Below are 26388 nucleotides of genomic sequence, written 5' to 3' on the forward strand. Positions count from 1 at the left end.
ACCGTGAGTTCCTGGGAGGCATTGTGGCCGAGAGATCCGAAGTCGTGTTCGTCGACGGAGTCCGTACTCCGTTCGGGCGTGCCGGCGAGAAGGGCATGTACTGGCAGACCCGAGCGGACGACCTCGTCGTCAAAGCGATGATCGGTCTGCTCGAGCGCAACGGGGCGCTGCCGAAGGAGCGGGTGGACGAGGTGGCCATCGCCGCCACCACCCAGCAGGGCGACCAGGGCCTGACCCTGGGCCGCACCACGGCACTGCTCGCCGGCCTGCCGAAATCGGTGCCGGGCTTCGCCATCGACCGCATGTGCGCCGGAGCGATGACGTCCGTGACCACGACCGCGGGCGGCATCGCCTTCGGCGCCTACGATGTGGTCCTCGCGGGCGGTGTCGAGCACATGGGCCGGCACCCGATGGGCTTCGGTGCCGACCCCAATCCGCGCTTCCTGTCGGAGCGGCTCGTCGGCGAGGATGCCCTGAATATGGGACGGACCGCCGAGCGGATCCACGACCGGTTCCCGCACCTGACCAAGGAGCGTGCCGACCACTACGCCCTGCGCAGTCAGCAGAAGCTCGCCGCCGCGTACGCAGCGGGGAGCATCCAGCCGGACCTCGTGCCGGTCGCCACCCGTAGCGCCTCCGGCTGGGGCCTCGCGACCGCTGACGAGGCGCCGCGACCCGAGACGACCCTCGAGGGTCTCGCGGGCCTCCGCACCCCGTTCCGCCCGCACGGCCGGGTGACCGCGGGCAACTCGTCCGGGCTGAACGACGGAGCGACCGTGTCGCTCCTGGCCAGCGCCGAGGCGGCGAAGGAGCTGGGCCTCACGACGAAGATGAGGATGGTGAGCTTCGCCTACGCCGGTGTCGAGCCCGAGATCATGGGCCTGGGCCCGGTTCCGTCGACTGAGAAGGCGCTGCGCAAGGCAGGCCTGGGCATCGAGGACATCGGGCTCTTCGAGCTCAACGAGGCGTTCGCCGTTCAGGTGCTGTCGTTCCTCGACCACTTCGGCCTCGACGACGACGATCTGCGCGTCAACGAGTACGGCGGAGCGATCGCCGTCGGCCATCCGCTCGCTTCCTCAGGCGTGCGGCTGATGATCCAGCTGGCCCGGCAGTTCGAGGCCCATCCTGAGGTCCAGTACGGTCTGACCGCCCTCTGCGTCGGCCTCGGCCAGGGTGGAACCGTCATCTGGGAGAACCCGCACTTCGACGGCAAGCGCTCACGACGGAAGGGACGCTGACCCATGCTCGACGGATTCGAGAACCTGGCAGACCTCGCCGAGGGCGAGGTGGTCACCCACTCCTACGTCCGCGACGTGCCGCTGCCCAGCGGACGCACGCTCGCCCTGATCACCCTCGACAACGACCGCGACCACACCCGCCCCAACACCTTCGGGCCCGCGTCGCTCTTCGAGCTGGCCGACGTGCTGATCGGGCAGAAGGAGCGCGCCTCCCGGGGTGAGATCCAGGCGGTGGGTATCACCGGCAAGCCTTTCATCCTCGCCGCCGGTGCCGATCTCAGCAAGGTCGGTCAGATCCCGAGCCGAGAGCTCGGCCGGCAGCTGGCCCGGCTGGGGCACCGCACGCTGGGGATGCTCGCGGAGCTGGGCGTCCCGTCCTTCGCCTTCATCAACGGCCTGGCTCTGGGCGGTGGGACCGAGATCGGCCTCAACGCCGACTACCGCACGGTCGACTCGTCGATCCCGGCGCTCGGGCTCCCTGAGGTGTTCCTCGGCATCATCCCCGGGTGGGGCGGTGCCTGGCTGCTGCCCAACCTCATCGGCATCGAGAACGCGCTCAAGGTCGTCGTCGAGAACCCGTTGAAGAACAACCGCACCCTCAAGGGACAGGAGGTGTTCGACCTCGGGATCGCCGATGCGCTGTTCGCTCCGGCGAACTTCCTCGAGGACTCGCTCCGGTGGGCCGACGGAGTGCTCGGCGGCACGGTGAAGGTCGAGCGACCGAACGCGCCCGGCATGCTCGAGCGGCTGGTCACGTGGGACGTTGCGATCTCGGTCGCCCGCAAGCAGCTGAAGTCGCGCATCGGCTCGGTGGCCGCGTCCCCCTACCGTGCCCTCGACCTGCTGAAAGCGGCGAAGAACACCACTCGAGAGGAGGGCTTCGCCGCCGAGGACGAGGCGCTGGCCGACCTGATCTCCGGCGACCAGTTCCGCGCGAGCATCTACGCCTTCGATCTCGTGCAGAAGCGGGCGAAGCGTCCCGCCGGGGCGCCGGACAAGGCGCTCGCGAAGCCGGTCTCGAAGGTCGGCGTGGTCGGCGCCGGGCTGATGGCCACGCAGTTCGCGCTCCTCTTCGTGCGCCGTCTCCAGGTCCCGGTGGTCATCACCGACCTCGACCAGGAGCGGGTCGACAAGGCAGTGGCGGCCATCAGGGGCGAGATCGATGCCCTGCTGGCGAAGGGCCGCGTCTCGCTCGACGACGCCAACCGCCTCCGGGCGCTGATCACCGGCACGACCGATCGCACCGACTTCGCGGACGCCGACTGGGTGATCGAGGCCGTCTTCGAGGAGCTCTCCGTGAAGCAGGAGGTGTTCGCCGACCTCGAGCGCTACGTGTCGCCGACGGCGGTCCTCGCCACCAACACCTCGTCCCTGTCGGTCGAGCTGATCGGGGAGAGGCTGGAGCACCCGGAGCGCCTCGTCGGCTTCCACTTCTTCAACCCGGTCGCGGTGATGCCGCTGATCGAGGTCGTCCGCACACCGCAGACCGATGACGAGACGCTCTCGACTGCGATGGTGACCGCCGCGACACTCAAGAAGAACGCGGTTATCACCCGCGACACTCCTGGTTTCGTCGTCAACCGCCTGCTCGCGAAGGTCCTGGGCGAGGCGATGCACGCCGTCGACACCGGTACGCCGTTCGAGGTGGTCGAGCGCTCGCTCGCCCCCTTCGGTCTACCGATGACGCCCTTCGAGCTACTGGAGCTCGTCGGTCTCAAGGTGGGCGCGCACGTTCTCGACACCCACCACGCGGCCTTCCCGGAGCGCTTCTTCGACAGTCCGAACCTGCATCGGCTCGCGGAGCTCGGCCACGTGTTCGAGCGCGACGCGAAGGGGCGGGTCAAGGGCGTCGACAAGCGGGCGGCCGCGATCGTCGCGGGCGGCACCGAGCCGATGACCGCCGAGGAGCTACGGCTCCGCGTCGAGACCGGGCTCGCCGACGAGGTCAAGCGGATGCTGGACGACGGCGTGGTTCACGCGGCGGACGACATCGACCTCTGTCTCATCCTCGGCGCCGGCTATCCGTTCCAGATGGGCGGGCTGACTCCGTATCTCGACCGCGTCGGCGCGAGCGCTCGCGCTTTCGGCGACACGTTCCACCACCCCGCCGTCCGCGGCGTCGACTGACCCGGAGCGGCGCCGGGGACACTTCGGCGCCGCTCCCTCCGGCCCGCGACGCCGGATCTCAGCGAATCCCGTCGTGAGGAAGCCCCGATCGCCGGCGGATCGCGCTCCGACCGGAGAGGCGTCAGTCGCTGCGGGCGTCGTTGCGCGCGGACACCTCGTCCGGCAGCGGACGCGCGACGGGTATCTTGCTGCCCAGCACCTGGGCCACGACGTCGCGAGCGATGTGCTGCGGAGTCAGCCCGACGTCCTCGAGGATCTCCTCGCGCTTCGCGTGGTCGAGGAACTGGTCGGGGAGCCCGAGTTCGGTGACAGCGGTGTCCACACCCGCCTCGCGCAGATCCTGGCGGATCCGGGTGCCGATTCCGCCGACGCGCACGCCGTCCTCGATCGAGACGACGAGGCGGTGCTCCCGGGCGAGCTCGATGATGCTGGTGGGCACAGGAACGACCCAGCGCGGATCGACCACGGTCGCTCCGATGCCCTGCGCGGCGAGCCGCTGCGCGACTTCGAGGCCCATCGCGGCCATCGGTCCGACGGTGACGATCAGCACGTCCTGGCGCTCGGCGCGGGCGAGCACGTCCACTCCGTCGCCGAGGCGCTCCATCGCGTCGATCTCGTCGCCGACGCTCCCTTTCGAGAAGCGGACGACGGTCGGCGCATCGGTGACCCCGACTGCCTCCCGCAATTCCTCGCGGAGCCTGACGGAGTCGCGCGGCGCCGCCAGGCGGATGTTTGGCACGACCTGGAGGATGGCGAGATCCCACATGCCGTGGTGGCTCGGCCCATCGGGGCCGGTCACGCCCGCGCGGTCGAGCACGAAGGTCACGCCGGCCCGGTGGAGGGCGACGTCCATCAGCACCTGGTCAAACGCGCGGTTCACGAAGGTCGCGTACAGAGCGACCACGGGGTGGAGGCCTCCGAAGGCGAGCCCCGCCGCGGAGGTGACGGCATGCTGTTCGGCGATGCCGACGTCGAACACGCGCTCGGGGTACTTCTCGGCGAGACGGTCGAGCCCGACCGGGCGGAGCATCGCGGCCGTGATCCCGACGATCGTCGGGTCCTCATCGGCGAGCGTCACGATCTCCTCCGCGAAGACGGAGGTCCACGAGCGGGCACCGGCGGCGCTCAGCGGCTCGCCCGTCTCGGGATCGATCTGCCCGACCGCGTGGAACTGGTCGGCGAGGTCGTCGACCGCGGGCCCGAATCCTCTGCCCTTCTGGGTGATCGCGTGGACGATGACGGGCTGGCCGTAGTCCTTCGCCTGCTGCAGAGCCTCCTCCATCGCCGTCACGTCGTGACCGTCGATCGGGCCGAGGTACTTGATGTCGAGGTTCGAGTAGAGCGCCTCGTTGTTGATGAAGCGACTGAGGAACCCGTGCAGTCCTCCGCGCACGCCACGGTAGACGGCCGCGGCGGGGCCGCCCAGCCGCTCCGATACGGCGCGGGACCCACGGTGCATCGTGCGGTAGGTGGGCCGGGTCCGCACGCCGTTGAGGAACCGTGCCATTCCGCCGATGGTCGGGGCGTAGGAGCGCCCGTTGTCGTTGACGACGATGACGAGGCCACGGGAATTGTCATCGCTGATGTTGTTCAGCGCCTCCCACGTCATCCCGCCGGTCAGGGCACCGTCACCGACGACGGCGACGACGTGGCGGTCCCTCTGTCCGGTCATGGTGAAGGCGCGGGAGATACCGTCGGCCCACGAGAGCGAGCTGGAGGCGTGCGAACTCTCGACGATGTCGTGCGGCGACTCCGCGCGCTGCGGGTAGCCGGCGAGCCCGCCGCGCTCACGCAGACGCGAGAAGTCCTGGCGACCGGTCAGCAGCTTGTGCACGTACGACTGGTGGCCGGTGTCGAAGATGATCGCATCGCGCGGTGAGTCGAACACGCGGTGGATCGCGATCGTCGTCTCGACGACTCCGAGATTGGGACCGAGATGCCCGCCGGTCTTCGAGACCTCGCGCACCAGGAAGTCGCGGATCTCCTGCGCGAGTGTCTCGAGCTCGGCCGTGGTCAGGCGATCGAGATCGCGCGGACCGCCGATGGTCTCGAGAACAGCCATGCGCGTCGCCTTCCAGGGTCGAGTCGAGGGGTGGGAACGTTGTCCGAGTCTACGCACGGGGTCCCCGCGAACGCGTGTGCGCCTCCCCCGAAGGGGAGGCGCACACGTTCTGCGGCTGATCAGACGAGCGAGCGGAGCACGTACTGCAGGATCCCGCCGTTGCGGTAGTAGTCCGCCTCGCCCGGGGTGTCGATGCGGACGACCGCGTCGAACTCGACGGTCTGCTTGCCTTCGGCGGAATGCGCCGTCGGCTCGGCGATCACGTGCACCGTCTTGGGGGTCACACCCTCGTTCAGCTGCGCGATCCCCGAGATGCTGATGGACTCTGTGCCGTCCAGCCCGAGCGACTCCCAGCTCTGGCCGGCCGGGAACTGCAACGGGACGACGCCCATTCCGATGAGGTTGGAGCGGTGGATCCGCTCAAAGCTCTCGACGATGACCGCCTTGACTCCGAGCAGGCTCGTGCCCTTGGCCGCCCAGTCGCGCGACGAACCAGAGCCGTACTCCTTGCCGCCGAGGATCACGAGGGGCGTGCCTTCGGCCTGGTAGTTCTGCGAGGCGTCGTAGATGAACGACTGCGGAGCGTCCGGCTGCGTGAAGTCGCGGGTGTAGCCGCCCTCGACTCCGTCGAGCAGCTGGTTGCGCAGGCGGATGTTCGCGAAGGTACCCCGGATCATCACCTCGTGATTGCCGCGTCGCGAGCCGTAGGAGTTGTAGTCCTTGCGGTCGATGCCGTGATCGTCCAGGTAGCGGCCGGCCGGGCTGTCGGCCTTGATCGAGCCGGCCGGGCTGATGTGGTCGGTGGTGACGGAATCGCCCAGCTTGGCCAGCACCCGGGCGTCGGCGATGTCGGTGACCGGGGTGGTCTCCATCGTCATGCCGTCGAAGTACGGGGGCTTCCGCACGTAGGTCGACGACTCGTCCCACTCGAAGATCGAGCCCTCGGGGGTCTGCAGCGCGCGCCAGCGCTCGTCGCCGTCGAACACGCCCGCGTACTGGGTGTCGAACATCGACTTGTCGATCGAGGAATCGATCGTCGCCTGCACCTCGGCCGCGTCGGGCCAGATGTCCTTGAGGAACACGTCGTTCCCCTCGGCGTCGGTGCCGAGCGCGTCGACCTCGAAGTCGAAGTTCATCGAGCCGGCGAGCGCGTAGGCGATCACGAGCGGAGGGCTCGCGAGGTAGTTCATCTTGACGTCGGGGTTGATGCGGCCCTCGAAGTTGCGGTTGCCCGAGAGCACAGCGGTCACCGCGAGGTCGTTGTCCTGCACAGCGGTCGAGATCTCCTCGAGCAGAGGGCCGGAGTTGCCGATGCAGGTCGTGCAGCCGTAGCCGACGGTGTAGAAGCCGAGCGCCTCGAGCGACTCGGTGAGCCCCGCCTTCTCGTAGTAGTCGGTGACCACCTTGGAGCCGGGCGCCAGCGTGGTCTTGACCCACGGCTTGGCCTTGAGGCCCTTCTGCGCGGCGTTGCGGGCCAGCAGGCCGGCCGCGAGCATCACCGAGGGGTTCGACGTGTTCGTGCACGAGGTGATCGCGGCGATCGCGACAGCTCCGTGGTCGATGGTGAAGCTCTCGCCCCGGTCGCCCAGCTCCACCGTCGTCGGCTTGGACGCCGTGGCCGGTGCGTGCGAGCGGTGGGTGTGCTCGTGCGAGCTGTGAGCGTCCTGCGGCTGCAGCTCTCCCGGGTCGGAGGCGGGGAACGACTCCGAGATCGTGAGGTCGACGATGTCGTGCGAGACGTCAGCGTAGTTGTTCAGGTCCGACTCGAACTGCGTCTTGGCTGCGGAGAGCTCGATGCGGTCCTGCGGGCGCTTCGGTCCGGCGATCGAGGGGACGACGGTGCCGAGGTCCAGCTCGAGGTACTCGCTGAACACGGGCTCGACCGCGGGGTCGTGCCAGAGCTTCTGCAGCTTGGAGTACTGCTCGACGAGAGCGATCTGCTCATCGCTGCGCCCGGTCAGGCGCAGGTAGTCGAGGGTGACGTCGTCGATCGGGAACATCGCGGCGGTTGACCCGAACTCGGGGCTCATGTTGCCGATCGTCGCGCGGTTCGCGAGCGGGACCTCGGCGACGCCCGCTCCGTAGAATTCGACGAACTTGCCGACGACGCCGTGCTTGCGCAGCATCTGCGTGATGGTGAGGACGACGTCCGTCGCCGTCACCCCCGTCGGGATGGAACCCGACAGCTTGAAGCCGACGACCTTCGGGATGAGCATCGAGACGGGCTGGCCGAGCATCGCGGCCTCGGCCTCGATGCCGCCCACGCCCCAGCCGAGCACGCCGAGCCCGTTGACCATCGTGGTGTGCGAGTCGGTGCCGACGCAGGTGTCCGGGTAGGCGCGCAGCGCGCCGTCGACCTCGCGCGTCATGGTGACGCGCGCGAGATACTCGATGTTGACCTGGTGCACGATGCCGGTCCCCGGCGGGACGACCTTGAAATCGTCGAAGGCGGTCTGGCCCCAGCGGAGGAACTGGTAGCGCTCTCCGTTGCGCTCGTACTCGAGCTCCACGTTGCGCTCGAGGGCGTCCTCGGTGCCGAAGAGGTCGGCGATCACGGAGTGGTCGATGACCATCTCGGCCGGGGCGAGCGGGTTGATCCTGTTCGCGTCCCCGCCCAGGGCCGCGACGGCCTCGCGCATGGTGGCGAGATCGACGATGCAGGGCACGCCGGTGAAGTCTTGCATCACCACGCGGGCCGGGGTGAACTGGATCTCGGTGTCGGGCTCCGACTCCGGGACCCACTCGCCGAGGGCGCGGATGTGGTCGGCCGTGATGTTGGCGCCGTCCTCGGTGCGGAGGAGGTTCTCGAGCAGCACCTTGAGGCTGAACGGGAGCTTCTCGTGACCGGGGACCCGGTCGATGCGGAACACCTCGTAGTCGGTCGAGCCGACCTTCAGGGTGTCTTTCGATCCAAAGCTGTCTACCGCGGACACGTCGCCCTCTCCTTCGCTGACTGCGACCACCACCGACGGGCGGAGCCGCTCTCCGTCCTCATCTTGACGACCGCGCACGTCGACCTGCCACCAAGGAGGACCTAACTCTGCGACGCCGCAGCCCCCGGTCGTCCTCGCCGCGACGGTGCGGGAAGGCGAGCACTATTTATCTCGACGTCGAGACAATTCTACGCATGTTCCGGACGCACGTCGTCATCGTCGCGCTCGGAGGCCCCGCGGTACTCCGCCCGCACGGCGAGAACGGTGAGGACCAGCAACGGGGCGTAGAGGGGGAGTCCGAGCACGAGCTTCCAGGTGCCCAGCGCCGTCGTGTCCTCGGCCAGGAAGAGCGGGTACTGCACAGCGAGGCGCAGGAGGAAGAGCCCGGCCCACGCCAGCGTCAGCGCCCCGAAGAGACGGCGCTTGCGGCGGTCGTCTCGCCAGCCCGTGCCGTCGCCCATCAGGTAGCCGGCTGCCACGCCGATCAGCGGCCAGCGCACGAGCACCGAGACGAGGAAGACGAGTCCGTAGGCGAGATTGGTGATCAGGCCGGGCACGAAGTTGTCCACCGCCCGGCCGGTGACCAGTGCAAGTGCCGCCGAGACCACGACGCCGAGGAGGCCGCCGACGGCCTGAATGACCGGGGTCCTTCCGAGGATCCGCGCGACAGTGAACGCCACCGCAAGGCCGACGGAGGCGACCAGCGAGAGCACCAGCTCCGAGGTCACCGTGTAGAGCAGCACGAAGGCGATGCCCGGGACGACGGCCTCGAGGATGCCCCGGACTCCGCCCATCGTGCGCAGCAGCGCCCTCCCGTCGAAAGGCTCGCCGTCGGCGACCGCTCCGAGACCGGAGCGGCGCGCCGCCTGCGCGATCGCGTCCGCCACCTCCGGGCGCGCGGGTTCCTCGTGCTCGGGGCGCGGCGGCTCCATGCCGGTCAGCTCGCGCTCTGCTGGGTCTGGCCGCCCGTGGGGACCTTGAGCGGGATGAGGTCGCGCGGAGGCATGGGACCACTGCCGCGGACGACAACGATGCTGCGGAACAGCTCCTCGACCGCGGCTGCTGCCTTCTCGTCGACGGCGCCCGCTCCGGCGATCACCCCGCGCAGGAACCAGCGCGGGCCGTCGACTCCGACGAACCGCGCCACGCGGGTCTGACCGCCCGCGAGGGGCAGCTCCGCGACGAGCTCCGGACCGAAGACGCCCTCGCGCTCTGTGGTCGATCCACCCTGGCGGCCGATCTGCTCGGCGATCTGACCGCGGATCTCGTGCCAGAGGCCGGATGAGCGCGGCGCCGAGAAGGGCTGCACCTGCAGGGTCGACTCCGCGTAGTCCAGGCCCACGGCGATCACGCGCTTCGTGCCCTCCTCGACCTCGAGACGGATGTGCATGCCCTCGCGAGGCAGCACCTTGACCCCGCCGAGGTCGATGTAGGGGCGGACGGGGTTGGCCTCGAGCTCGTCGAGCGGACCGGCCTCGGCGCGGTCGTCCGGGGCCGACTTCTCGAAGTCCTGCTGGATCTGCTCGACGGACTCGTCGGCGGTGGGCTGGATGTCGCTCATGCGCTCTCCTCGTGGATTCTGGTCTCCTGGGCGTCGACGGCGTACCCGGTCGATCCGAAGCCGCCCGTGCCGCGGACCGACTCCGGAAGCTCGTCGACGCTCGTGAAGCGCGCCTGGACCACCGGGACGATCACGAGCTGCGCGATCCGATCCCCCGTCGAGACGTGGTAGCTCTCACGACTGTCCGTGTTCAGCAGCGCCACCCGGATCTCGCCGCGGTAGCCCGCGTCGATCGTGCCGGGGGCGTTGACGACGGTGATGCCGTGCGTGAAGGCCAGGCCGCTGCGGGGGACGACCAGGCCGGCGTGTCCCTCCGGCAGTGCGATTGCGACTCCTGTCCCGACGCTGGCACGCTCGCCGGGAGCGAGGACCACGTCCTCCGTGGAGTGCAGATCGGCTCCGGCGTCGCCCGGTCGGGCGTAGGACGGGAGCTGGTCTGCGCGGATCGGGACGTCGACGGTTGCAAGCACGTGACGAGGGTAGACCACTTCGTCTGGTGCAATAGGGGTATGCCGTCCTACCGAGAGAGGCTGTGGCCCGCGCCCTGGCTCTTCATCGCCACCGCCCTCGTCGTGCCCGCCAGCATCCTGGTGTTCGCACCCATCGACCTCGTGGTCGGGGTGATCGTCGCGGTGGTGCTCTACGCGGGCTGCGTCCTCTCGCTGCTGGCGCTGTCGCCCGTGATCGAGGTGGCGGAGGGAGAGCTGCGCGCGGGGCGAGCGCACATCCCGCTCGAGCTGGTCGGCGAGCCCACGGCGCACACCGGCAGGCAGGCGTTCGCCGAGCGCGGACCGCGACTCGACGCTCGGGCCTATCTGGTCATCCGCGGCTGGGTGAAGGACGTGGTGCGGGTTCCCCTCGACGACCCGGAGGACCCGACTCCGTACTGGCTTCTCTCGAGCCGGCGCCCGAACGACATCGTCGCCGCGATCCAGGGATCACGGCGACGGAGCGGTCGTCCTTCGGAGCCCGGAGGCGCTTAAGCGGCGCACTCCAGACAGATCGGACCGAGCTTCTCCTCGTGGTCGATCTGCGAGCGGTGCTTCACCAGGAAGCAGCTCACGCACGTGAACTCGTCCGCCTGGGGCGGAAGGACCACGACGTCCAGATCGAGGTCGGACAGATCGGCGCCGGGCAGTTCGAATCCGCCCGGGTTGTCGGCGTCATCGACGTCCACGACTCCGGACATCTTGTCGGGGACTCGCTCCTTCAGGGCCTCGATCGACTCGGAGTCGTCATCGGTCTTGCGGGGGGCGTCGTAGTCCGTAGCCATTCCCATCCACTTCTTATTTCTGCTGTTCAACAAATCGGCGGGGTCAGTGTGCATCACGACGCATCGATTCGCAAACCACCTCGAACGGCGCTTGACACCCGTTCGCCCCGCTTCCTTCCGCACCAACTTTCGACCCGCCCGGGGTATTCCCGGCCAACGGGCCGGGCGCGTGGCATCCTGGCCCGGTCCGCGTCCAGAAGGAGGGTCCCCGCGATGATGGAACTGAAGGTGATCGGCGTCGAGGGCGGATCGCTCGTCCTCGTGTCGGAGGGCGGCGAGCGATTCTCGGTGCGCATCGACGAGACGCTGCAGAGCCAGCTCCGGCCGCGGGTGCACTCCCTCCCGCCGCGCGAGAAGCGCGTCTCGCCCCGCGAGATCCAGGCGCACATCCGCTCCGGGCTCTCGGCGGACGAGGTCGCCGAGCTCACGGGAGCCGACCTCGACTACGTGCAGCGCTTCGAGGGGCCGGTGACCGCCGAGCGAGAGCACGTCGTCGCCTCCGCGTTGGCCGTGCGCGTGTACACCACCACCGACCCGGACCCGCTCGAGGAGGGAACACCCTTCGGCGACGTCATCCGCGAGCGTCTCGCCGCCCTCGGCGCCGAGGGCGAGCAGTGGTCGAGCTGGAAGGAGGAGGAGGGTTGGGTCGTCAAACTCCTCTTCCGCTCCGACGAAATCGACCACGATGCGCGCTGGCGCTTCGACCCGAGGAAGGCCCTCCTCGCCCCGCTCACCTCCGAGGCGATCACGCTCTCGCAGCAGGGGGAGATCCGTCCGACGCTGATCCCGCGCCTGCGTGCGGTGATCCCGGCCGCCGTCGACGAGCTCGCGACCCGCTTCGATCCCGATGCTCCCGCCACCCCGCAGCCGGAGCCGCGCTCCCCGCGGTCCGAGCACCCCACAGCCGGTCGGCCGGCTGCGATGCCCCATGCGCGACCCGCCGCCGTCCGCCCCTCCGACACGGAGCCGCAGCCGGCACTCGCCGAGACTCCGCGCCCCGTCTCGACGCTCCCCCGCCCCGTCAGCAGCACCACGGAGCAGAGGGAGCGCAACCTCAACGACACGGCCGACCTGCTCGACGCCCTGCGGCGCCGACGCGGTGAGCGCGATACCGCATCGTCTCTTCGAGGGCGGGAGGAGCCTGTACAGCAACCGGAGGCTCCGGTCGCCGAGAAGGCTCCTGAGCCGCCCCGCACCGCTCCCCCGGCCCCCGAGCAGCCGTCCGGTATGCGCGGAAGTGTCCGCCGAGGTCGGGCGTCGATGCCCAGCTGGGATGAGATCGTCTTCGGGGCGCGCAGCGACGACTGATCGGCCGGGGCCCGCGGGCTCCTGCCGGTCGCCGTGTGGATCAGCCGGTCGAGACCGCTCCGAACCCGAGCAGGGGCACCTGCGTCTCCTCGGGCGTGAGCGATCCATGCTGGCCGATCATCGAGCGCCCGGAGGAATCGTCGGCCGCGTAGTACGCGATCGTCTTGCGTGCGGCGACGAAGACGTCACCCATCCGCCCCGCGGCCTCGGGCCCGATGTCGCCGAACCAGCCGCTGGCCTCCACCTCTGCGCGGGTCGCGACCCACGCACGGGTGCCCTCTGCGTCGAGCCAGCGGCGCGCCACCTCGTCGGCGTTCCTACCGGGCTCGAGATGCAGCTGCAGGCATCGCGGTTCACCGCCCAGGTGCCGCACTCCCTCGAGCAGCGGACCTCTCTGGATCAGGATGTGCGAGGAGGCTGGCACGTCCACGATTCCATGATCGGCCGTGACCAGCAGGCCCTCGCGGCCCTGGAGGCGCCGGACGGCGACCGCGAGCTCGCCGTCGAGCTGCTCCAGCGCTGCCGTCCACTCGGCTGACTGCCACCCCCGAGCGTGCGCGGCCTGATCGAGCTCCGGGACGTAGAGGTACACCAGCTGCCGGCCGCCCTCGTCGAGCAGGGCCCGGGCGGCCGCGAACCGCTCGGCGACCGACCCCGCCGAGTGATACTCGGCGCCGCGGAGGATCGCCCGCGTGAGTCCCGAGCGTGCATAGCGTGCCGGACCGATCACGCCCGCCCGCACGCCGGCCGCGGTCGCCCGCTCGAACACGGTCGACCGCGGCTGCCACAGCTCGGGCACCATCCGCTCGTCCCAGCCGGAGAGCTGGTTCACCAGTCGATCCGACGCCCGATCGAGCACACGGTAGCCGACCATCCCGTGCCCCCCGGGCCGCAGACCCGTCGTGAGGCTCGCGAGGGCCGCGGCTGTCGTAGTCGGGAAGCCCGAGACCAGCGTGGTGGCGCGGTTCAGTGCGGGAGCGAGGAGGCGCGAGTGCCCGGATCGCTGCCGCAGGTTCGCGGCACCGAGGCCGTCGACCAGGACCACCACGATCCGCTCGACCCGCGGCGACCCGAGGAGCCCGGGACGCCCGAGGAGCGCATCGAGGGCTCCCGGCAGCACGTCGGCGAGGCTCCGTCGCCCGGTGGGGGCGGGCGGTAGCATAGGGGTCATTGCGCCCAGTGTCGCACAGCCCATCGCCCGGCCGGGTCGACGCGCACGGGCACGGCGGCGCCGCAGCGGTGCCGGCCCCGTCGGCGCGGTACCGTCTCCGCTCGTCGCTCCCGCCGGGAGCCGCCCGTCACGACCGGCGCGGGTCATCGCCCCACCGACGTCCCGCGCCCGCCACCGAAGTGAGTCATGAACGCAGCAGCCCCCTCCCCCGGATCCTCGCTCACCGAGCGCATCGAGGACGTCGACGTCTCGGCCGAGATGGAGGGCTCGTTCCTCGAGTACGCGTACTCGGTCATCTACTCGCGGGCCCTGCCCGATGCGCGTGACGGACTGAAGCCCGTGCAGCGCCGCATCCTCTACATGATGAGCGAGATGGGCCTGCGTCCCGACCACGGCCACGTGAAGTCGGCGCGGGTGGTCGGCGAGGTGATGGGCAAGCTGCACCCGCACGGGGACGCGTCTATCTACGACTCCCTCGTCCGGCTCGCGCAGCCTTTCACCATGCGGGTGGCGCTCGTCGACGGCCACGGCAACTTCGGCTCGCTCGACGACGGCCCGGCGGCTGCACGCTACACCGAGGCCCGACTCGCGCCCGCCGCCACGGCGATGACCGAGCACCTCGGCGAGGACGTCGTCGACTTCGTCCCCAACTACGACAATTCCCACGACCAGCCGGAGGTGCTGCCTTCGGCGTTCCCCAACCTGCTGGTCAACGGCGCGAGCGGCATCGCTGTCGGCATGGCGACGAACATGGCTCCGCACAACCTGATCGAGGTGATCGGAGCGGCACGCCACCTCATCGCGCACCCCGACGCCTCCCTCGACGACCTGATGTCGTTCGTGCCCGGCCCGGACTTCCCGAGCGGCGGCACCATCGTCGGTCTGGCGGGTGTCCGCGATGCGTACGCGACCGGTCGCGGTAGTTTCAAGACCCGCGCCAGGGTCTCAGTCGAGAGCATCACCGCACGCAAGTCGGGCCTCGTCGTCACCGAGCTGCCGTATCTTGTCGGCGCCGAGAAGGTGATCGACAAGATCAAGGACGGCGTGCAGAACAAGAAGCTCAGCGGCATCTCGGACGTCACCGATCTGACGGACCGCGACAACGGCCTGCGCCTGGTCATCGGCATCAAGACCGGCTTCAGCCCGGAGGCGGTGCTCGAGCAGCTCTACCGCTACACGCCTCTCGAGGACGCCTTCTCGATCAACAACGTCGCCCTGGTCGACGGCGGCCCCCGGACTCTCGGCCTGAAGGAGCTGCTGCAGGTCTACATCGGCCATCGCGTGCAGGTCGTCACTCGCCGCTCCCGTTACCGGCTGCGCAAGCGCCAGGAGCGCCTGCACCTCGTCGAGGGTCTGCTCGTCGCGATCCTCGACATCGACGAGGTGATCCAGCTCATCCGCGGCAGCGACGACACGGCCGCCGCACGGGCCCGGTTGATCGAGGTCTTCGACCTCAGCACGCTGCAGGCCGACTACATCCTCGAACTCCAGCTGCGCCGATTGACGAAGTTCTCACGCATCGAGCTCGAGGCCGAGCGCGACACTCTGCTCGCCGAGATCGCCGAGCTGGAGGCGCTGCTCGCCAGTCGAGCCCGCATCGACGAGCTCGTCTCCGACGAACTCGACGAGGTGGCCCAGCGCCTGGGGACGCCGCGCCGGACGCTGCTGACGGAGGCCCGCGCCTCCGTCGCGACGACCGGGCGCAAGGCCGCTGCGGCCGTGCTCGAGATCGCCGACGTGCCGTGTCGTGTCCTGCTCAGCACGACGGGCCGCATGGTGCGCGTCGACCGAGACCCGGCGGCCGCGCCGCACCCCGAGCGCGCGACCCGCCGCTCCCAGCACGACGCTGTGATCAGCACGCTCGACACGACCACACGGACAGAGATCGGTGCCGTCACGACGGCGGGGCGCCTTCTGCGCTTCTCCCCCGTCGACGTCCCGTCCGTGCCCGCCTCCTCCGTGCAGCTGGGCGCGGGAGTCAGGATGGCCGACTACCTCCCTCATCTCGCGAAGGACGAGCGGATCCTCGCGCTCGTCGCCCTCGACGACACTCGTCCGATCGCGCTCGGCACCCAGCAGGGCATCGTCAAGCGCGTCGCTCCTGGCGACCTGCCGAACCGGCCCGACATCGACCTGATCGCGCTCAAGCCCAAAGACGCCGTGGTCGGAGCGGCCCCGTCGACCGACGACGACGAGCTGGTCTTCGTGACCGGAGAGGCCCAACTTCTGCGTTTCGGCGCCTCCTCAGTCAGGCCGCAGGGCCGCACCGCAGCGGGGATGGCGGGCGTGAAGCTCGCTGAGACCGACGACGTGGTCCACTTCGCCGTCGTCGCCGCTTCCGACCGTGAGGAGGCGGTGGTCGCGACCGTCGCCGTCGACAGCTGGGCGCTCTCGGGCACCGACACCGGCAGCGCCAAGGTCTCGCCGTTCTCGGAGTTCCCGGCGAAGGGCCGAGCGACGGGCGGCGTTCGTGCGCACCGCTTCCTCAAGGGTGAGACCGCCCTCGGCGTCGCCTGGGTCGGCCCCGGCCCCGCCCACGCGCTCGAAGCGGACGGCTCGGTCGCATCGCTTCCCGACTCCGGGATGAAGCGCGACGGTTCGGGAGTCGCGCTCTCGGCGCCCATCGCGAGCATCGGTGCGGCGCCCGAGCTCTTCTGATCGCTCGGCCGTCGCGGCTCACACGTCGATGCGGTCCCGCGAGAGCGACTCCGAGCCGCGCACGATGAACTCCTTGCGCGGCGCCACCTCATTGCCCATCAATAGCTCGAAGACACGCCCCGCGTTCTCGGCGTCGGCGACCCGCACACGGCGCAGCGTGCGGCGGGACCGGTCCATCGTCGTCGTCGCGAGCTGGTCGGCGTCCATCTCGCCCAGGCCTTTGTAGCGCTGGATCGGGTCCTGGTAGCGGCGTCCGGCCTTGCCGAGCGCGGCGAGCACGCTCTGCAGCTCCTTCTCGGAGTAGGTGTAGATCGTCTCGTTCGGCTTCTTCCCCGCGTTCATCACCACGAGCCGGTGCAGGGGCGGCACCGCGGCGAAGACCCGCCCCGCCTCGACCAACGGGCGCATGTAGCGGAAGAACAGGGTGAGCAGCAGCGTGCGGATGTGCGCGCCGTCGACATCGGCGTCGCTCATCAGGATGATCTTCCCGTAGCGCGCGGCAGACAGGTCGAACGAGCGGCCGGAGCCGGCTCCGATCACCTGGATCATCGACGCGCACTCCGCGTTCGAGAGCATGTCGGCGATGCTCGCCTTCTGGGTGTTGAGGATCTTGCCGCGGATCGGCAGCAGCGCCTGGTACTCGCTGTTCCGGGCCAGCTTGGCCGTTCCGAGCGCCGAGTCGCCCTCGACGATGAACAGCTCGCTGTTCTCGACGTCGTTGCTGCGGCAGTCCACGAGCTTCGCCGGCAGCGAGGACGACTCGAGCGCGTTCTTGCGGCGCTGGGTCTCCTTGTGAGCGCGCGCCGAGATCCGCGATTTCATCTCGGCAACGACCTTGTCGAGCAGCTGAGCGGTCTGCGCCTTGTCCTCGCGCCGCGTCGAGGAGAAGACCGCGCCGAGCGTCGACACGATCGTGGAGGCGACGATGGCGCGCACAGCCGGGGTGCCGAGCACTTCCTTGGTCTGGCCCTCGAACTGCGGCTCGGGGAGGCGGACGGTCAGGACCGCGCTCAGACCGGCGAGCACGTCGTCCTTCTCTAGCTTGTCCGAGCCGACCTTGAGACGGCGCGCGTTGGCCTCGACCTGTGAACGGAGCAGCTTCAGGAGGCCCTGCTCGAACCCGGTCTGGTGGGTCCCGCCCTTGGGCGTGGCGATGATGTTGACGAAGCTGCGCATCACGGTCTCGTAGCCGGTTCCCCAGCGCAGCGCGATGTCGACCTCGCAGGTGCGCTCCACCTCGGTCGGGACCATCGCCCCGCCCGGCGTGAGCACGGGGACCGTCTCGGTGAAGGTTCCGGACCTGGTCAAGCGCAGCACCTCGGTCACCGGCGCGTCGGGCGCGAGGAACTCGACGAACTCCGAGATGCCGCCGTCGTAGCGGAACATCTCGGCGCGGCGCTCCTCCGCCCGGTCGTCGACGATGTCGAGCGTGAGCCCGGGAACGAGGAAAGCGGTCTGCCGAGCTCGCGTCACGAGGTCGTCCGTCTGGAACGACGCGCCCTTGGTGAAGATCTGGCGGTCGGCCCAGTAGCGCACACGGGTGCCGGTGACGCCTTTCGCGACCTTCCCGACCACCGTCAGCTCGGAGCCGTTCTCGAACGGGGTGAACGGCGCGTCCGGGGTGGGCTCCCCCGCATCGGCGAAGCGGCCCGGCTCCCCCCGGTGGAACGACATCCGATAGGTGCGGCCGTTGCGGTCGACCTCCACATCGAGGCGCTCCGAGAGCGCGTTGACCACCGACGCCCCGACCCCGTGCAGGCCGCCCGACGCCGCGTAGGACCCGGAGCCGAACTTGCCGCCCGCGTGAAGCTTCGTGAACACGACCTCGACCCCGGAGAGTCCCGTCTTCGGCTCGATGTCGACCGGAATGCCGCGCGCCCGGTCGCGGACCTCGACGCTCCCGTCGGCGTGCAGCAGCACGCTGATCTCGGTGCCGTGCCCGGCCAGCGCTTCGTCGACGGAGTTGTCGATGACTTCCCACAGGCAGTGCATGAGGCCGCGCGAATCGGTCGAACCGATGTACATGCCGGGGCGCTTCCTGACCGCCTCGAGGCCCTCGAGGACGGAGAGGTGCCGGGCGTTGTAGTCGGTGGAGGCCATCCGCCCAGTCTACTTTCGCGATCGGCTCGGGCCGCCGTCGCATGGCGCACGGCGCTGGCACGGCAGCCCCGCGACGCGGTGCCCCTACGCGCAGAGCGAAATGCCGCCCGATCGACTCCGCGCGGAAACAATCGCGTGCTTGGATGGGCTCTACTAAGCAGAGATCGAAGAACGAGTGCAGGAGGCCAAGTCATGTCGACCACAGCAACCCAGAACGGCGTGGACGAACTCGCCGGTGCCCACCAGCTCTCCGCCGCCGACCGCTGCGACAGCTGTGGCGCGCAGGCGTACATCCGCGTGGTCGTGAACAACGGAGAACTTCTGTTCTGCGCACACCACGGCAAGAAGTACCAGGAGAAGCTCTCCAGCATCGCGCAGAGCTGGCACGACGAGTCCGCGCGGCTCTTCGAAGAGCAGCGCCCCTAGCGCTCGCCCCGGTCGGGGCGTTGGCGTCTGATGACCGACATCTGACGATCGACACGCTACCAGTCGACGCGCTACCGGTCGACACCGAGCCGCTTCGTGATGACATCGCGGGCGGCTCGTGCCGTCTCGTCGACCTCTCGGATGCGCCCGTCGGTGGTTGCGTAGGCGTCGCCGAGCGCGCGCCGCAGGATCGCGTCCGCCAGCACCGGATTCTTGGCCAGGAGCGGTCCGTGCAGGTGCGTGCCGAGCAGGCCTCCCGAGCGGAATCCGTCGAAGCCGGCCCCGTCGCCGGTTCCGTGGAGCACACGACCCAGCGCGTCCTCGGGGGCGATCCCGGTCATGCGGCGCTCGTGGTTCTCGAAACCGACGAGGACGCCGTCCGCGCTCTCGAGGAGGAGGTCGTCGGTCGCGCGCTCCCCCGCGACGGAGCGGCCGGGGAAGAGGCCGATGCCCGCGACGGTTCCGGTCGTCATGGCGATCGATTCGGCGAGGAGCTCCCAGCCGGCTCCGACCGCGACGACCTGCGTACCCTGCTCGGCCCACTCGTGCAGGTCGGAACGAACCGACGTGAGCAGGTCCAGTACGGCGGGCAGGTCCTCGTCCGCGCCGGTACCCGCGACCAGCACGTCCGGCCGAGTCACGGCGTCGGCAGGAGTGATCAGCGGGACCACATCGGTCTCGATGCCCGCCCAGCGGGCCCGGGCGGCGAGGACGCGCGCATTGGCCGCATCCCCGTTGCTGTCGAGGAGGTGCGGGGCGAGCACCGCGATGCGCAGGATGGTCACGAGGTCTCCTCGCCGTTCGTGACGAGGTGGAGATGCGCGCGGGTCCGGCGCATCGAGTCGGCCGAGAAGACGATCGTCTTGCGTCCGGATTCCGGTGTCGGCAGGGCGAGGAAGCCGTCGAGTGCCCGCGCCAGATCCTCGTCGACCTCATCCACGACGACTCCGTCGTAGCGCAGATGCAGCGCGGCCTCGTGGGCCTTCGAGCCGGAGACCACGCGAACCCGCCGCAGCACCGACGTGTCCACGGGCCAGAAGTATGAGGGGTCGCGCACGTCCGAGCCCATCGCGAGCATGATCTGCTCGGTGCCCTCGGGGATCTCAGCAATGTTGAGCCGGTAGCTCGCGGGGTTCTGCACCAGCACGAACTCGACCTCCTGACCCCGCACGAGCACGATCTCGCCGCGGCCGAAGACGGGGTCGATCGCCGACAGGGCGGCGGCCGTCACCGCCGGGTCGAAGCGGTCGGCGAGCACGGCGCGCGCGGTGGAGACGGCGGCAGCGGCGTCGACCGCGTAGTGCACGCCGCGGGCCGGGAGGCGTACGTCGAGCGCGTCGCCGTCGCTGCGGATCGAGGCGGCCGCCCCAGTCGTGCTCTCGACGAGGGTGGTGGCGCGGTCGGAGCCGCCGTCGGCGGCGGCCGCGTAGCCGAGCCCACCGGTGGCGCCCGCGCGCACGGAGTCGGAGACGCCGTACCAACGGACCAGGTCGTCGGAGAGTCCCCGAGCGATGTCGGCGACGTGGCGGTCGTCGGCGTTCAGCACGACGCGGCCGGTGGCGCGTCCCGCGATCGTCGCGAGCATGCGCGCGACCATCGCGGGGTCGAAGAAGCGGTCGATCTGATCCACGACCACGTTCGTCAGGAGCACGACGCGGGGGCGCATCCGTGGAGCGAGCCGGGCTCCGTGTCCCTCGTCCATCTCGAGGACGGCGATGTCCGCGTCGATGCCTCCGCGCAGATCGGCCCGCTCGAGCAGTGCCGAGGTGAGGCCCTGGGCGATGTTCGCCGTCGACGGGTTGGTGAAGACGCGCAGACCGTGCGCCCGCAGGACGGCGACGAGCATTTTCGTCGTCGTCGACTTCCCCGCTGACCCCGTCACGACGACCAGACCCTCAGGGAAGCCGTTGAGCACCGCGGGGAGGAACCCGGGTGCGACGCGGTTCACCACGAGTCCGGGTACGGCGGACCCACCGCCGGGCTTCCGGACTCGCGCAGCGAACCTGGCGGCCCTCCCGAGGAGGACCGCCGGCGCGTAGCGGATCACCGGCCTACTCGAGGTAGTCGCGCAGCGACTGCGATCGGGACGGGTGGCGGAGCTTCGCCATCGTCTTGGACTCGATCTGGCGGATCCGCTCGCGCGTGACGCCGAAGGTGTCGCCGATCTGGTCCAGTGTCTTCGGCATACCGTCGCCCAGGCCGAAGCGCATGCGGATCACGCCGGCCTCGCGCTCCGAGAGGGAGTCGAGCAGCGACTCCAGCTGCTTCTGCAGCATGGTGAAGCCGACGGCGTCGGCCGGGACGACCGCCTCGGTGTCCTCGATCAGGTCACCGAACTCGCTGTCGCCGTCTTCGCCCAGGGGGGTGTGCAGCGAGATCGGCTCACGGCCGTACTTCTGCACCTCGATGACCTTCTCGGGGGTCATGTCGAGCTCGCGGGAGAGCTCCTCGGGCGTGGGCTCGCGGCCCAGGTCTTGCAGCATCTGACGCTGCACGCGGGCGAGCTTGTTGATGACCTCGACCATGTGCACGGGGATGCGGATCGTGCGGGCCTGGTCGGCCATTGCGCGAGTGATCGCCTGGCGGATCCACCACGTCGCGTAGGTCGAGAACTTGAAGCCCTTGGTGTAGTCGAACTTCTCGACCGCACGGATCAGGCCCAGGTTGCCCTCCTGGATGAGGTCGAGGAACTGCATGCCGCGACCCGTGTAGCGCTTGGCAAGGCTGACCACGAGCCGGAGGTTCGCTCCGAGCAGGTGGCTCTTGGCTCGCTGCCCGTCCTTCGCGACCCAGCGCAGCTCGCGCACGAGTTCCGGGCTGAGGTCGCTCGAGTTGGCGAGCTTGTCCTCGGCGAACAGGCCGGCCTCGATGCGCATCGCGAGCTCGACCTCCTCAGCCGCGTTGAGGAGCGCGACCTTGCCGATCTGCTTCAGGTAGTCCTTGACCGGATCGGCGGTGGCGCCGGTGATCGCGGTCGAGTAGACCGGGACCTCGTCGTCCTCGCCCCCGAAGGAGAGGACCAGCGCACCGCTCGGCAGCGGCTCCGCGGGTGCGACGGCCGCAGCAGCAGCGGGAACCTCCGGCGTCTCCGTGTCGTCCTTCGCCGCCTCGGTGTCCTCGACGACGACCTCGGTCTCCTCGTCGACGTCCGCCTCATCGGGCTCGACCGCATCGGTCGGCTCGTCCTCGGTGACCGCGGCGGCCTTGGTGGTGGCGCGCGATCGCGTGGTCTTCGCTGCGGCGGTCTTCGCCACCGTGGTCTTGGCCGCGGGCTTGCGCCCTGCGGGCTTCTTGGCGGTCGTCGTCACGTCGTCGTCGACGGCGTCGAGCGTTGCTGTCTTGGTAGCTCTGGTGGCCATGGCGGCACCTCTCCATCCGTTGCGTCCCGGAGGCGGCGGCGCCGGGAGGGCGCCGTCCGTCGGTGGGCATTACGAGGACCCATGTCAAGTCGAGGACCTCACACGCCCGTCGTGGGCCTGGTGCTCCTCGACCCGAACGGGTCCTATTGACAATTATTGCACGTCTGAGTAGTGCAGCCGTGCGGTCGGGTGCGAGCGAGGCTCGTTCCGCGGAGATCCGGGCGGATCCGAAGGGACATGGTGTCTGCGGGGAGTGGAACGACGCAGGTGACGCTCAGCGCCGTGCGCGGCCGCGGCGCAGACGGTCACTCCATGCAACCCAGAGCGGGGCCACCGTTATTCCCTCGTCCTCCGCCAACCGGCGCCGCGTGCGGCGGCGTGCGATCAGGAGGCCGACGACTCCTGCTCCGATGACGATGTACTGCACACACCACGCCAGCCGGAAGTGCTCGAGGGAGTAGGTCTGCTCGGAGGAGGCGCCCGGACCGGCGAGCGCGTCCAGGATCAGACCCATTGCGAACATCATCGTGAAGCTCGCCAGGAAACCGCCGACGTTCACGACTCCGTTGGCCGCGCCGAGACTCCGAGAAGGATTGAAGGTGCGGGCGAAGTCGAAGCCGATCATCGATCCCGGCCCTCCGGCGCCCACCACGATCAGCAGCAGCACGACCAGCCAGTACGGCGGCACCCCCGGCCACAGCAGGACAACGGTCCACGCGATCGCCATCACCGAGACGATGCCCAGGACGAGGTTGCTGCGCCTCATCGGATGGCGGGCCGTGAGGACGCCGAGCACTGGACCCACGACGATGCCTGCCACGACGACGATCGTCAGCGTCGGCGCAGCGACGCCCGGGGACAGCCCGATCGAGTAGACGAGGAACGGGTACCCCCAGAGGAGGGTGAAGACCGTGCCGGAGGACTGCGTGACGAAGTGGGACCAGAAGCCGAGCTGCGTCCCCGGCCGTCTCAGGCTCACGCCCAGCTGGGCGATGGTCGCGCGCAGGGTCGGCGGAACGAGAACGATCGGCTCTGTCCGCGGAGGCACGTCGCTGATCAGCAGCAGAACGGCGAGGAACGCCACCGCCCCCAGGCCCGCCGCGGAGAGGAAGGCGGGCGTCCAGCCGGACGTGTGCAGCACCGCGGCGAACGGCAGCGCCGAGAGGATCTGCCCGACCTGGCCGATGTTGCCGATCCACTGCGAGAGCTGCGGCACGATCGGTCCGCTGAACCAGGTGACGGTGAGCCGGATCACCGAGGTGAAGATCGCGGCGTCGCCCGCTCCCAGCAGGATGCGGCCGAGAATCGCGACTCCGATGCTCGGTGCCACGGCCACCACGATCTGGCCCGCCATCATCAGAGCCGTGCCGCTGAGGATGAGCGTGCGAGGGCCGAAGCGGTCGATCAGGATCCCCACCGGGATCTGCATGGCCGCGTAGACGATCAGTTGGACGACCGCCAGCGACGAGAGGACGGCCGCCGTCACTGCGAACCGCTCAGCCGCATCGACGCCGGCGACACCGAGTGTGGTGCGGTCGAGGACGGCGACGAGGTACGCGAAGGCCCCGGCGCCGAAGACGAACCAGGCCCGACGATCTCGCACTCGCCCGATCCTACCGAGCGCGGTCGCTCACGGGGCGGTGGGCTCCTCACCCGGGCGACGGATGGCAAGGAACTTCTCGAGCTCGGCGGCGATGGCGTCGGCGCTCGGCACGAAGCCGTCCTCGTCGGTGAGCGGCGAGCGGAGGCTGGTCCCCTCCATGTAGGTGTCGTGCCGGGCTTCGAGTGCGGCGACGAGCTTCTGCAGCTCCTCGTTGCCGGCCACCTGCTCGTCGACCTTCCCGAGGAACTGGCGTCCGCCCTCCCTGAGACGATCCGTCGGGAAGATCAGCCCGGTCGCTGCTGCGATGCTCTCGAGTGCGGCGACGGCGGCCTGCGGGTACTCCGTGTCGGACAGGTAGTGCGGAATGAGCAGCGCGAAGCCCACGACGCCGAGTCCGCGCTCATAGAGGCGCAGCTCGAGCAGGTGCAGCACGTTCGCGGGCACCTGGGTGTGCGGTCTCCAGACCGACATCGCCTCGATCAGGTCCTCGCGATTGCCGCTGACCGTGACGCCGACGGGCCGGGTGTGCGGGACGGGCATGGGGATCGCCTGGACCCACGTCGTCGAAGCGACGTCGAGCCGGTCGAGCAGCGACACGACGGCGCGAGTGAACCGCTCCCACTGGAAGTCGGGTTCGAAGCCTGTGAGCAGGAGGAAGGGCTGATGCAGCTCGTCGTAGGCGAGAGAGAGCCTCAGCGTCGCCGGGCGGTAGTCGGTCAGGTGGTCCTGATCGAAGGTGATGATGGGTCGCCGGGCGCGGTAGTCGAGCAGCTGGTCCTGGTCGAAGACGGCGACGGGACGGTGCTCCAGCGTCTCGAGCAGGTACTCGCCGAGTTGCCCGACGGCTCCGCCGGCGTCGGCGGAGCCCGTGAGCCCGGCGACGAGGTGCAGTCCTCCCGGGATCTCGGAGAGGTCGCCCTCGATCTCGAACAGGTCTTCCGGATCCAGCATGGCGCCCAGTTTAGACGGGGGTGCGCCCGCCCCGGCCCGGTCCGCTGAGCCCTCAGCGAACAGCGCTTAGCATTGCCGCCATGCCCCTCTCCTCTCTCGAGTACTCGACCGTTCCGGCCTCCGACATCGACACCGACGCTCTCGTCCTCGGCGTCGCCCCTGGGGCGGACGGCCCTCGGCTCGTCGGCGTGGAGGGCTTCGAGGAGCTGGCCTCCTCCCTCGTGGCGCTCGGTGTCTCGGGAGCGGCCGACTCGCTCGTGCGCGTGCCCTCGTCGGTCCGCGCGGGCGTCGTCGTCCTCGTCGGTCTCGGGTCGACAGAGCCCGACGACGCGGGCCTGCGCTCGGCGGCGGGCGCGGCCGTCCGTCTGCTGGCGGGATCCGCCTCCGTCGCCCTCGCACTTCCTGCCGGATCGGACGGCACTCTGGGCGCTGTCGCGGAGGGGGCTGCGCTCGGGTCGTACGCCTTCACCGCTTTCCGGAGAAGTACCGCGTCGGGCGTGAAGTCCCCTGTAGAGCACGTCGTCCTCCTCGGCGCCGGCGACTCCGCCGACAGTGCGGTACTCGACCGGGCGCTCGTGCTCGGCCGTGCGGTGTCGGCGGTCAAGGATCTGGTCAACACTCCCCCGTCGCACCTCTACCCCCAGACCCTGGCCGAGGCCGTGCAGGACGGCGTCGAGGGCCTGCCCCTCGAGGTCACGGTCTGGGACGAGAAGGCACTCGCGGAGGAGGGTTTCGGCGGCATCCTCGGCGTCGGCAGCGGCTCCTCGCGCCCACCCCGCCTGGTGAAGATCGCGTATACGCCCGAGGGCGCGACCACGCACCTCGCCCTCGTCGGCAAGGGCATCACCTTCGACAGCGGCGGACTCTCGCTCAAGCCGCCCACCTCGATGATCGGGATGAAGACCGATATGGCCGGTGCGGCGACGGTGTACGCCGTGGTCCGCGCGATCGCCGAGCTGAACCTGCCGTTGCGGGCGACCGCCTGGCTCTGCGTTGCGGAGAACCTGCCCTCGGGCACAGCGATCCGCCCGGACGACGTGCTCACCGTGCGCGGCGGGACCACTGTCGAGGTGCTCAACACCGATGCCGAGGGCCGGCTGGTGCTGGCCGACGGCCTTGTCGCCGCGAGCGAGGAGCAGCCTGACGCGATCGTCGACGTCGCGACGCTGACGGGAGCCTCCGTGGTCGCCCTCGGCAATCGCACCGTGGGCACTCTCGGCGACGACGCGCTCGTCGCGCGCGTCCTCGACGCTGCGCGCACCGCGGGAGAGACGTTCTGGCACATGCCGCTCCCGGCCGAGCTGCGTCCGCTGCTCAACTCCGACGTCGCCGACATCGCGAACGTCAAGCCGGGCAACACGGCCGGGGGGATGCTCGTGGCCGGTCACTTCCTCCGCGAGTTCGTCGGCACGCGCGGCGAGGGCGACGAGGCGACCGTGATCCCCTGGGCACACCTCGACATCGCCGGCCCGTCGAGCAACGGCGGCAGCGGCTACGGCTTCACCGGCGCCGGGGCGACCGGCGTCTCGGTCCGGGCGCTGATCGTTCTGGCCGAGCGCTTCGCGAGCGCGTAGTAGGGTCGACGGGGCGGGAGATTCCGCCTCGTCCCCCTCTCTCA

20 protein-coding genes are annotated in these 26388 nt (G+C 69.8%); 7 read left to right on the plus strand and 13 right to left on the minus strand.

The features are described 5' to 3' along the window. Positions 1-23: 23 nt before the first annotated feature. A complete protein-coding gene (locus GSU10_RS07600; protein WP_068207101.1) occupies positions 24-1238 on the plus strand; it encodes a thiolase family protein in 1215 nt (404 codons plus the stop codon). Between the two features lie 3 nt (positions 1239-1241). After that, complete coding sequence (locus GSU10_RS07605; RefSeq protein ID WP_068207104.1) at positions 1242-3365, plus strand: 3-hydroxyacyl-CoA dehydrogenase NAD-binding domain-containing protein; 2124 nt, start codon at positions 1242-1244, stop codon at positions 3363-3365. A gap of 121 nt (positions 3366-3486) precedes the next feature. Here the strand turns inward: GSU10_RS07605 and dxs are convergent, their stop codons facing one another. The 5 genes from dxs to dut all read right to left on the minus strand — a co-directional run bounded on the left by dxs (position 3487) and on the right by dut (position 10391). Next, positions 3487-5427, minus strand: a complete 1941-nt coding sequence (gene dxs, locus GSU10_RS07610; RefSeq protein ID WP_068207107.1) for a 1-deoxy-D-xylulose-5-phosphate synthase — start codon at positions 5425-5427, stop codon at positions 3487-3489. A 119-nt stretch (positions 5428-5546) separates the two neighbouring features. Then, entirely contained in the window at positions 5547-8360 is a 2814-nt protein-coding gene (gene acnA / locus GSU10_RS07615) for an aconitate hydratase AcnA (protein WP_068207153.1), read from the minus strand. Between the two features lie 188 nt (positions 8361-8548). Next, positions 8549-9292 carry a DUF3159 domain-containing protein gene (locus GSU10_RS07620; RefSeq protein ID WP_068207110.1) on the minus strand — a complete coding sequence of 248 codons (744 nt, stop codon included), beginning with the start codon at positions 9290-9292 and terminating at the stop codon, positions 8549-8551. A gap of 5 nt (positions 9293-9297) precedes the next feature. After that, positions 9298-9921, minus strand: a complete 624-nt coding sequence (locus GSU10_RS07625; protein WP_068207121.1) for a DUF3710 domain-containing protein — start codon at positions 9919-9921, stop codon at positions 9298-9300. After that, a complete protein-coding gene (dut, locus tag GSU10_RS07630; protein ID WP_068207124.1) occupies positions 9918-10391 on the minus strand; it encodes a dUTP diphosphatase in 474 nt (157 codons plus the stop codon). The genes GSU10_RS07625 and dut overlap by 4 nt, the downstream gene beginning before the upstream one ends. A gap of 39 nt (positions 10392-10430) precedes the next feature. Here dut and GSU10_RS07635 point away from each other — a divergent pair, with 39 nt between their 5' ends. Further along, positions 10431-10904 (plus strand): DUF3093 domain-containing protein, encoded by a 474-nt coding sequence (locus tag GSU10_RS07635; RefSeq protein WP_068207126.1) that lies wholly within the window; start codon positions 10431-10433, stop codon positions 10902-10904. Here GSU10_RS07635 and GSU10_RS07640 read toward each other — a convergent pair. Beyond that, a complete protein-coding gene (locus GSU10_RS07640; RefSeq protein ID WP_055792269.1) occupies positions 10901-11194 on the minus strand; it encodes a DUF4193 domain-containing protein in 294 nt (97 codons plus the stop codon). The two genes, GSU10_RS07635 and GSU10_RS07640, sit on opposite strands and share 4 nt — an antisense overlap. A 213-nt stretch (positions 11195-11407) precedes the next feature. Between GSU10_RS07640 and sepH the strand changes: the two genes are divergently transcribed. Then, complete coding sequence (gene sepH, locus GSU10_RS07645) at positions 11408-12502, plus strand: septation protein SepH (protein ID WP_132504293.1); 1095 nt, start codon at positions 11408-11410, stop codon at positions 12500-12502. Between the two features lie 40 nt (positions 12503-12542). Here sepH and GSU10_RS07650 read toward each other — a convergent pair whose 3' ends face one another. Beyond that, positions 12543-13673, minus strand: a complete 1131-nt coding sequence (locus GSU10_RS07650) for an alkaline phosphatase family protein (protein WP_199220812.1) — start codon at positions 13671-13673, stop codon at positions 12543-12545. Between the two features lie 186 nt (positions 13674-13859). Here GSU10_RS07650 and GSU10_RS07655 point away from each other — a divergent pair, with 186 nt between their 5' ends. Next, positions 13860-16331: a DNA gyrase/topoisomerase IV subunit A gene (locus GSU10_RS07655; RefSeq protein WP_068212879.1), complete on the plus strand. Its 2472-nt coding sequence runs from the start codon at positions 13860-13862 to the stop codon at positions 16329-16331. 18 nt (positions 16332-16349) lie between these two features. On the opposite strand, the gene GSU10_RS07660 is transcribed toward GSU10_RS07655, so the two are convergent. Next, positions 16350-18431 carry a DNA gyrase/topoisomerase IV subunit B gene (locus GSU10_RS07660; RefSeq protein WP_132504291.1) on the minus strand — a complete coding sequence of 694 codons (2082 nt, stop codon included), beginning with the start codon at positions 18429-18431 and terminating at the stop codon, positions 16350-16352. Positions 18432-18623: 192 nt separating this feature from the next. Between GSU10_RS07660 and GSU10_RS07665 the strand changes: the two genes are divergently transcribed. Beyond that, positions 18624-18857 (plus strand): DUF7455 domain-containing protein, encoded by a 234-nt coding sequence (locus tag GSU10_RS07665; protein ID WP_068212876.1) that lies wholly within the window; start codon positions 18624-18626, stop codon positions 18855-18857. 71 nt (positions 18858-18928) lie between these two features. Here GSU10_RS07665 and GSU10_RS07670 read toward each other — a convergent pair whose 3' ends face one another. From GSU10_RS07670 to GSU10_RS07690, 5 genes are all read right to left on the minus strand, one after another. Then, on the minus strand, positions 18929-19642 hold the full coding sequence (locus GSU10_RS07670) for a type 1 glutamine amidotransferase (protein WP_068212872.1): 714 nt from the start codon (positions 19640-19642) through the stop codon (positions 18929-18931). Then, the gene (locus tag GSU10_RS07675) at positions 19639-20805 is read right to left on the minus strand and encodes a MurT ligase domain-containing protein (protein WP_132504289.1); all 1167 of its coding nucleotides are present in this window, start codon (positions 20803-20805) and stop codon (positions 19639-19641) included. The genes GSU10_RS07670 and GSU10_RS07675 overlap by 4 nt, the downstream gene beginning before the upstream one ends. 103 nt (positions 20806-20908) lie before the next feature. Next, complete coding sequence (locus GSU10_RS07680) at positions 20909-22216, minus strand: RNA polymerase sigma factor (RefSeq protein WP_068209168.1); 1308 nt, start codon at positions 22214-22216, stop codon at positions 20909-20911. Positions 22217-22490: 274 nt separating this feature from the next. Next, entirely contained in the window at positions 22491-23819 is a 1329-nt protein-coding gene (locus GSU10_RS07685; protein ID WP_068209164.1) for an MFS transporter, read from the minus strand. 27 nt (positions 23820-23846) lie between these two features. Beyond that, complete coding sequence (locus tag GSU10_RS07690; protein WP_068209161.1) at positions 23847-24770, minus strand: proteasome assembly chaperone family protein; 924 nt, start codon at positions 24768-24770, stop codon at positions 23847-23849. 80 nt (positions 24771-24850) lie between these two features. On the opposite strand from GSU10_RS07690, the gene GSU10_RS07695 reads away from it, so the two are divergent. Continuing rightward, complete coding sequence (locus GSU10_RS07695; protein WP_132504287.1) at positions 24851-26344, plus strand: leucyl aminopeptidase; 1494 nt, start codon at positions 24851-24853, stop codon at positions 26342-26344. Positions 26345-26388: the final 44 nt, after the last annotated feature.

Source organism: Rathayibacter tanaceti, assembly GCF_009834165.1.
Classification (GTDB): Bacteria; Actinomycetota; Actinomycetes; order Actinomycetales; family Microbacteriaceae; genus Rathayibacter; species Rathayibacter tanaceti.

What these genes read in the sequence shown, in the direction of transcription:
- GSU10_RS07635 (WP_068207126.1), top strand. Translation starts at nt 10,431, where the DNA reads ATGCCGTCCTACCGAGAGAGGCTGTGGCCCGCGCCCTGGCTCTTCATC.
- GSU10_RS07680 (WP_068209168.1), bottom strand. Translation starts at nt 22,216, where the DNA reads ATGGCCACCAGAGCTACCAAGACAGCAACGCTCGACGCCGTCGACGAC.
- GSU10_RS07660 (WP_132504291.1), bottom strand. Translation starts at nt 18,431, where the DNA reads ATGGCCTCCACCGACTACAACGCCCGGCACCTCTCCGTCCTCGAGGGC.
- GSU10_RS07655 (WP_068212879.1), top strand. Translation starts at nt 13,860, where the DNA reads ATGAACGCAGCAGCCCCCTCCCCCGGATCCTCGCTCACCGAGCGCATC.
- GSU10_RS07625 (WP_068207121.1), bottom strand. Translation starts at nt 9,921, where the DNA reads ATGAGCGACATCCAGCCCACCGCCGACGAGTCCGTCGAGCAGATCCAG.
- GSU10_RS07665 (WP_068212876.1), top strand. Translation starts at nt 18,624, where the DNA reads ATGTCGACCACAGCAACCCAGAACGGCGTGGACGAACTCGCCGGTGCC.
- GSU10_RS07605 (WP_068207104.1), top strand. Translation starts at nt 1,242, where the DNA reads ATGCTCGACGGATTCGAGAACCTGGCAGACCTCGCCGAGGGCGAGGTG.
- dxs (WP_068207107.1), bottom strand. Translation starts at nt 5,427, where the DNA reads ATGGCTGTTCTCGAGACCATCGGCGGTCCGCGCGATCTCGATCGCCTG.
- GSU10_RS07650 (WP_199220812.1), bottom strand. Translation starts at nt 13,673, where the DNA reads ATGACCCCTATGCTACCGCCCGCCCCCACCGGGCGACGGAGCCTCGCC.
- GSU10_RS07640 (WP_055792269.1), bottom strand. Translation starts at nt 11,194, where the DNA reads ATGGCTACGGACTACGACGCCCCCCGCAAGACCGATGACGACTCCGAG.
- GSU10_RS07690 (WP_068209161.1), bottom strand. Translation starts at nt 24,770, where the DNA reads ATGCTGGATCCGGAAGACCTGTTCGAGATCGAGGGCGACCTCTCCGAG.
- GSU10_RS07695 (WP_132504287.1), top strand. Translation starts at nt 24,851, where the DNA reads ATGCCCCTCTCCTCTCTCGAGTACTCGACCGTTCCGGCCTCCGACATC.
- sepH (WP_132504293.1), top strand. Translation starts at nt 11,408, where the DNA reads ATGATGGAACTGAAGGTGATCGGCGTCGAGGGCGGATCGCTCGTCCTC.
- GSU10_RS07620 (WP_068207110.1), bottom strand. Translation starts at nt 9,292, where the DNA reads ATGGAGCCGCCGCGCCCCGAGCACGAGGAACCCGCGCGCCCGGAGGTG.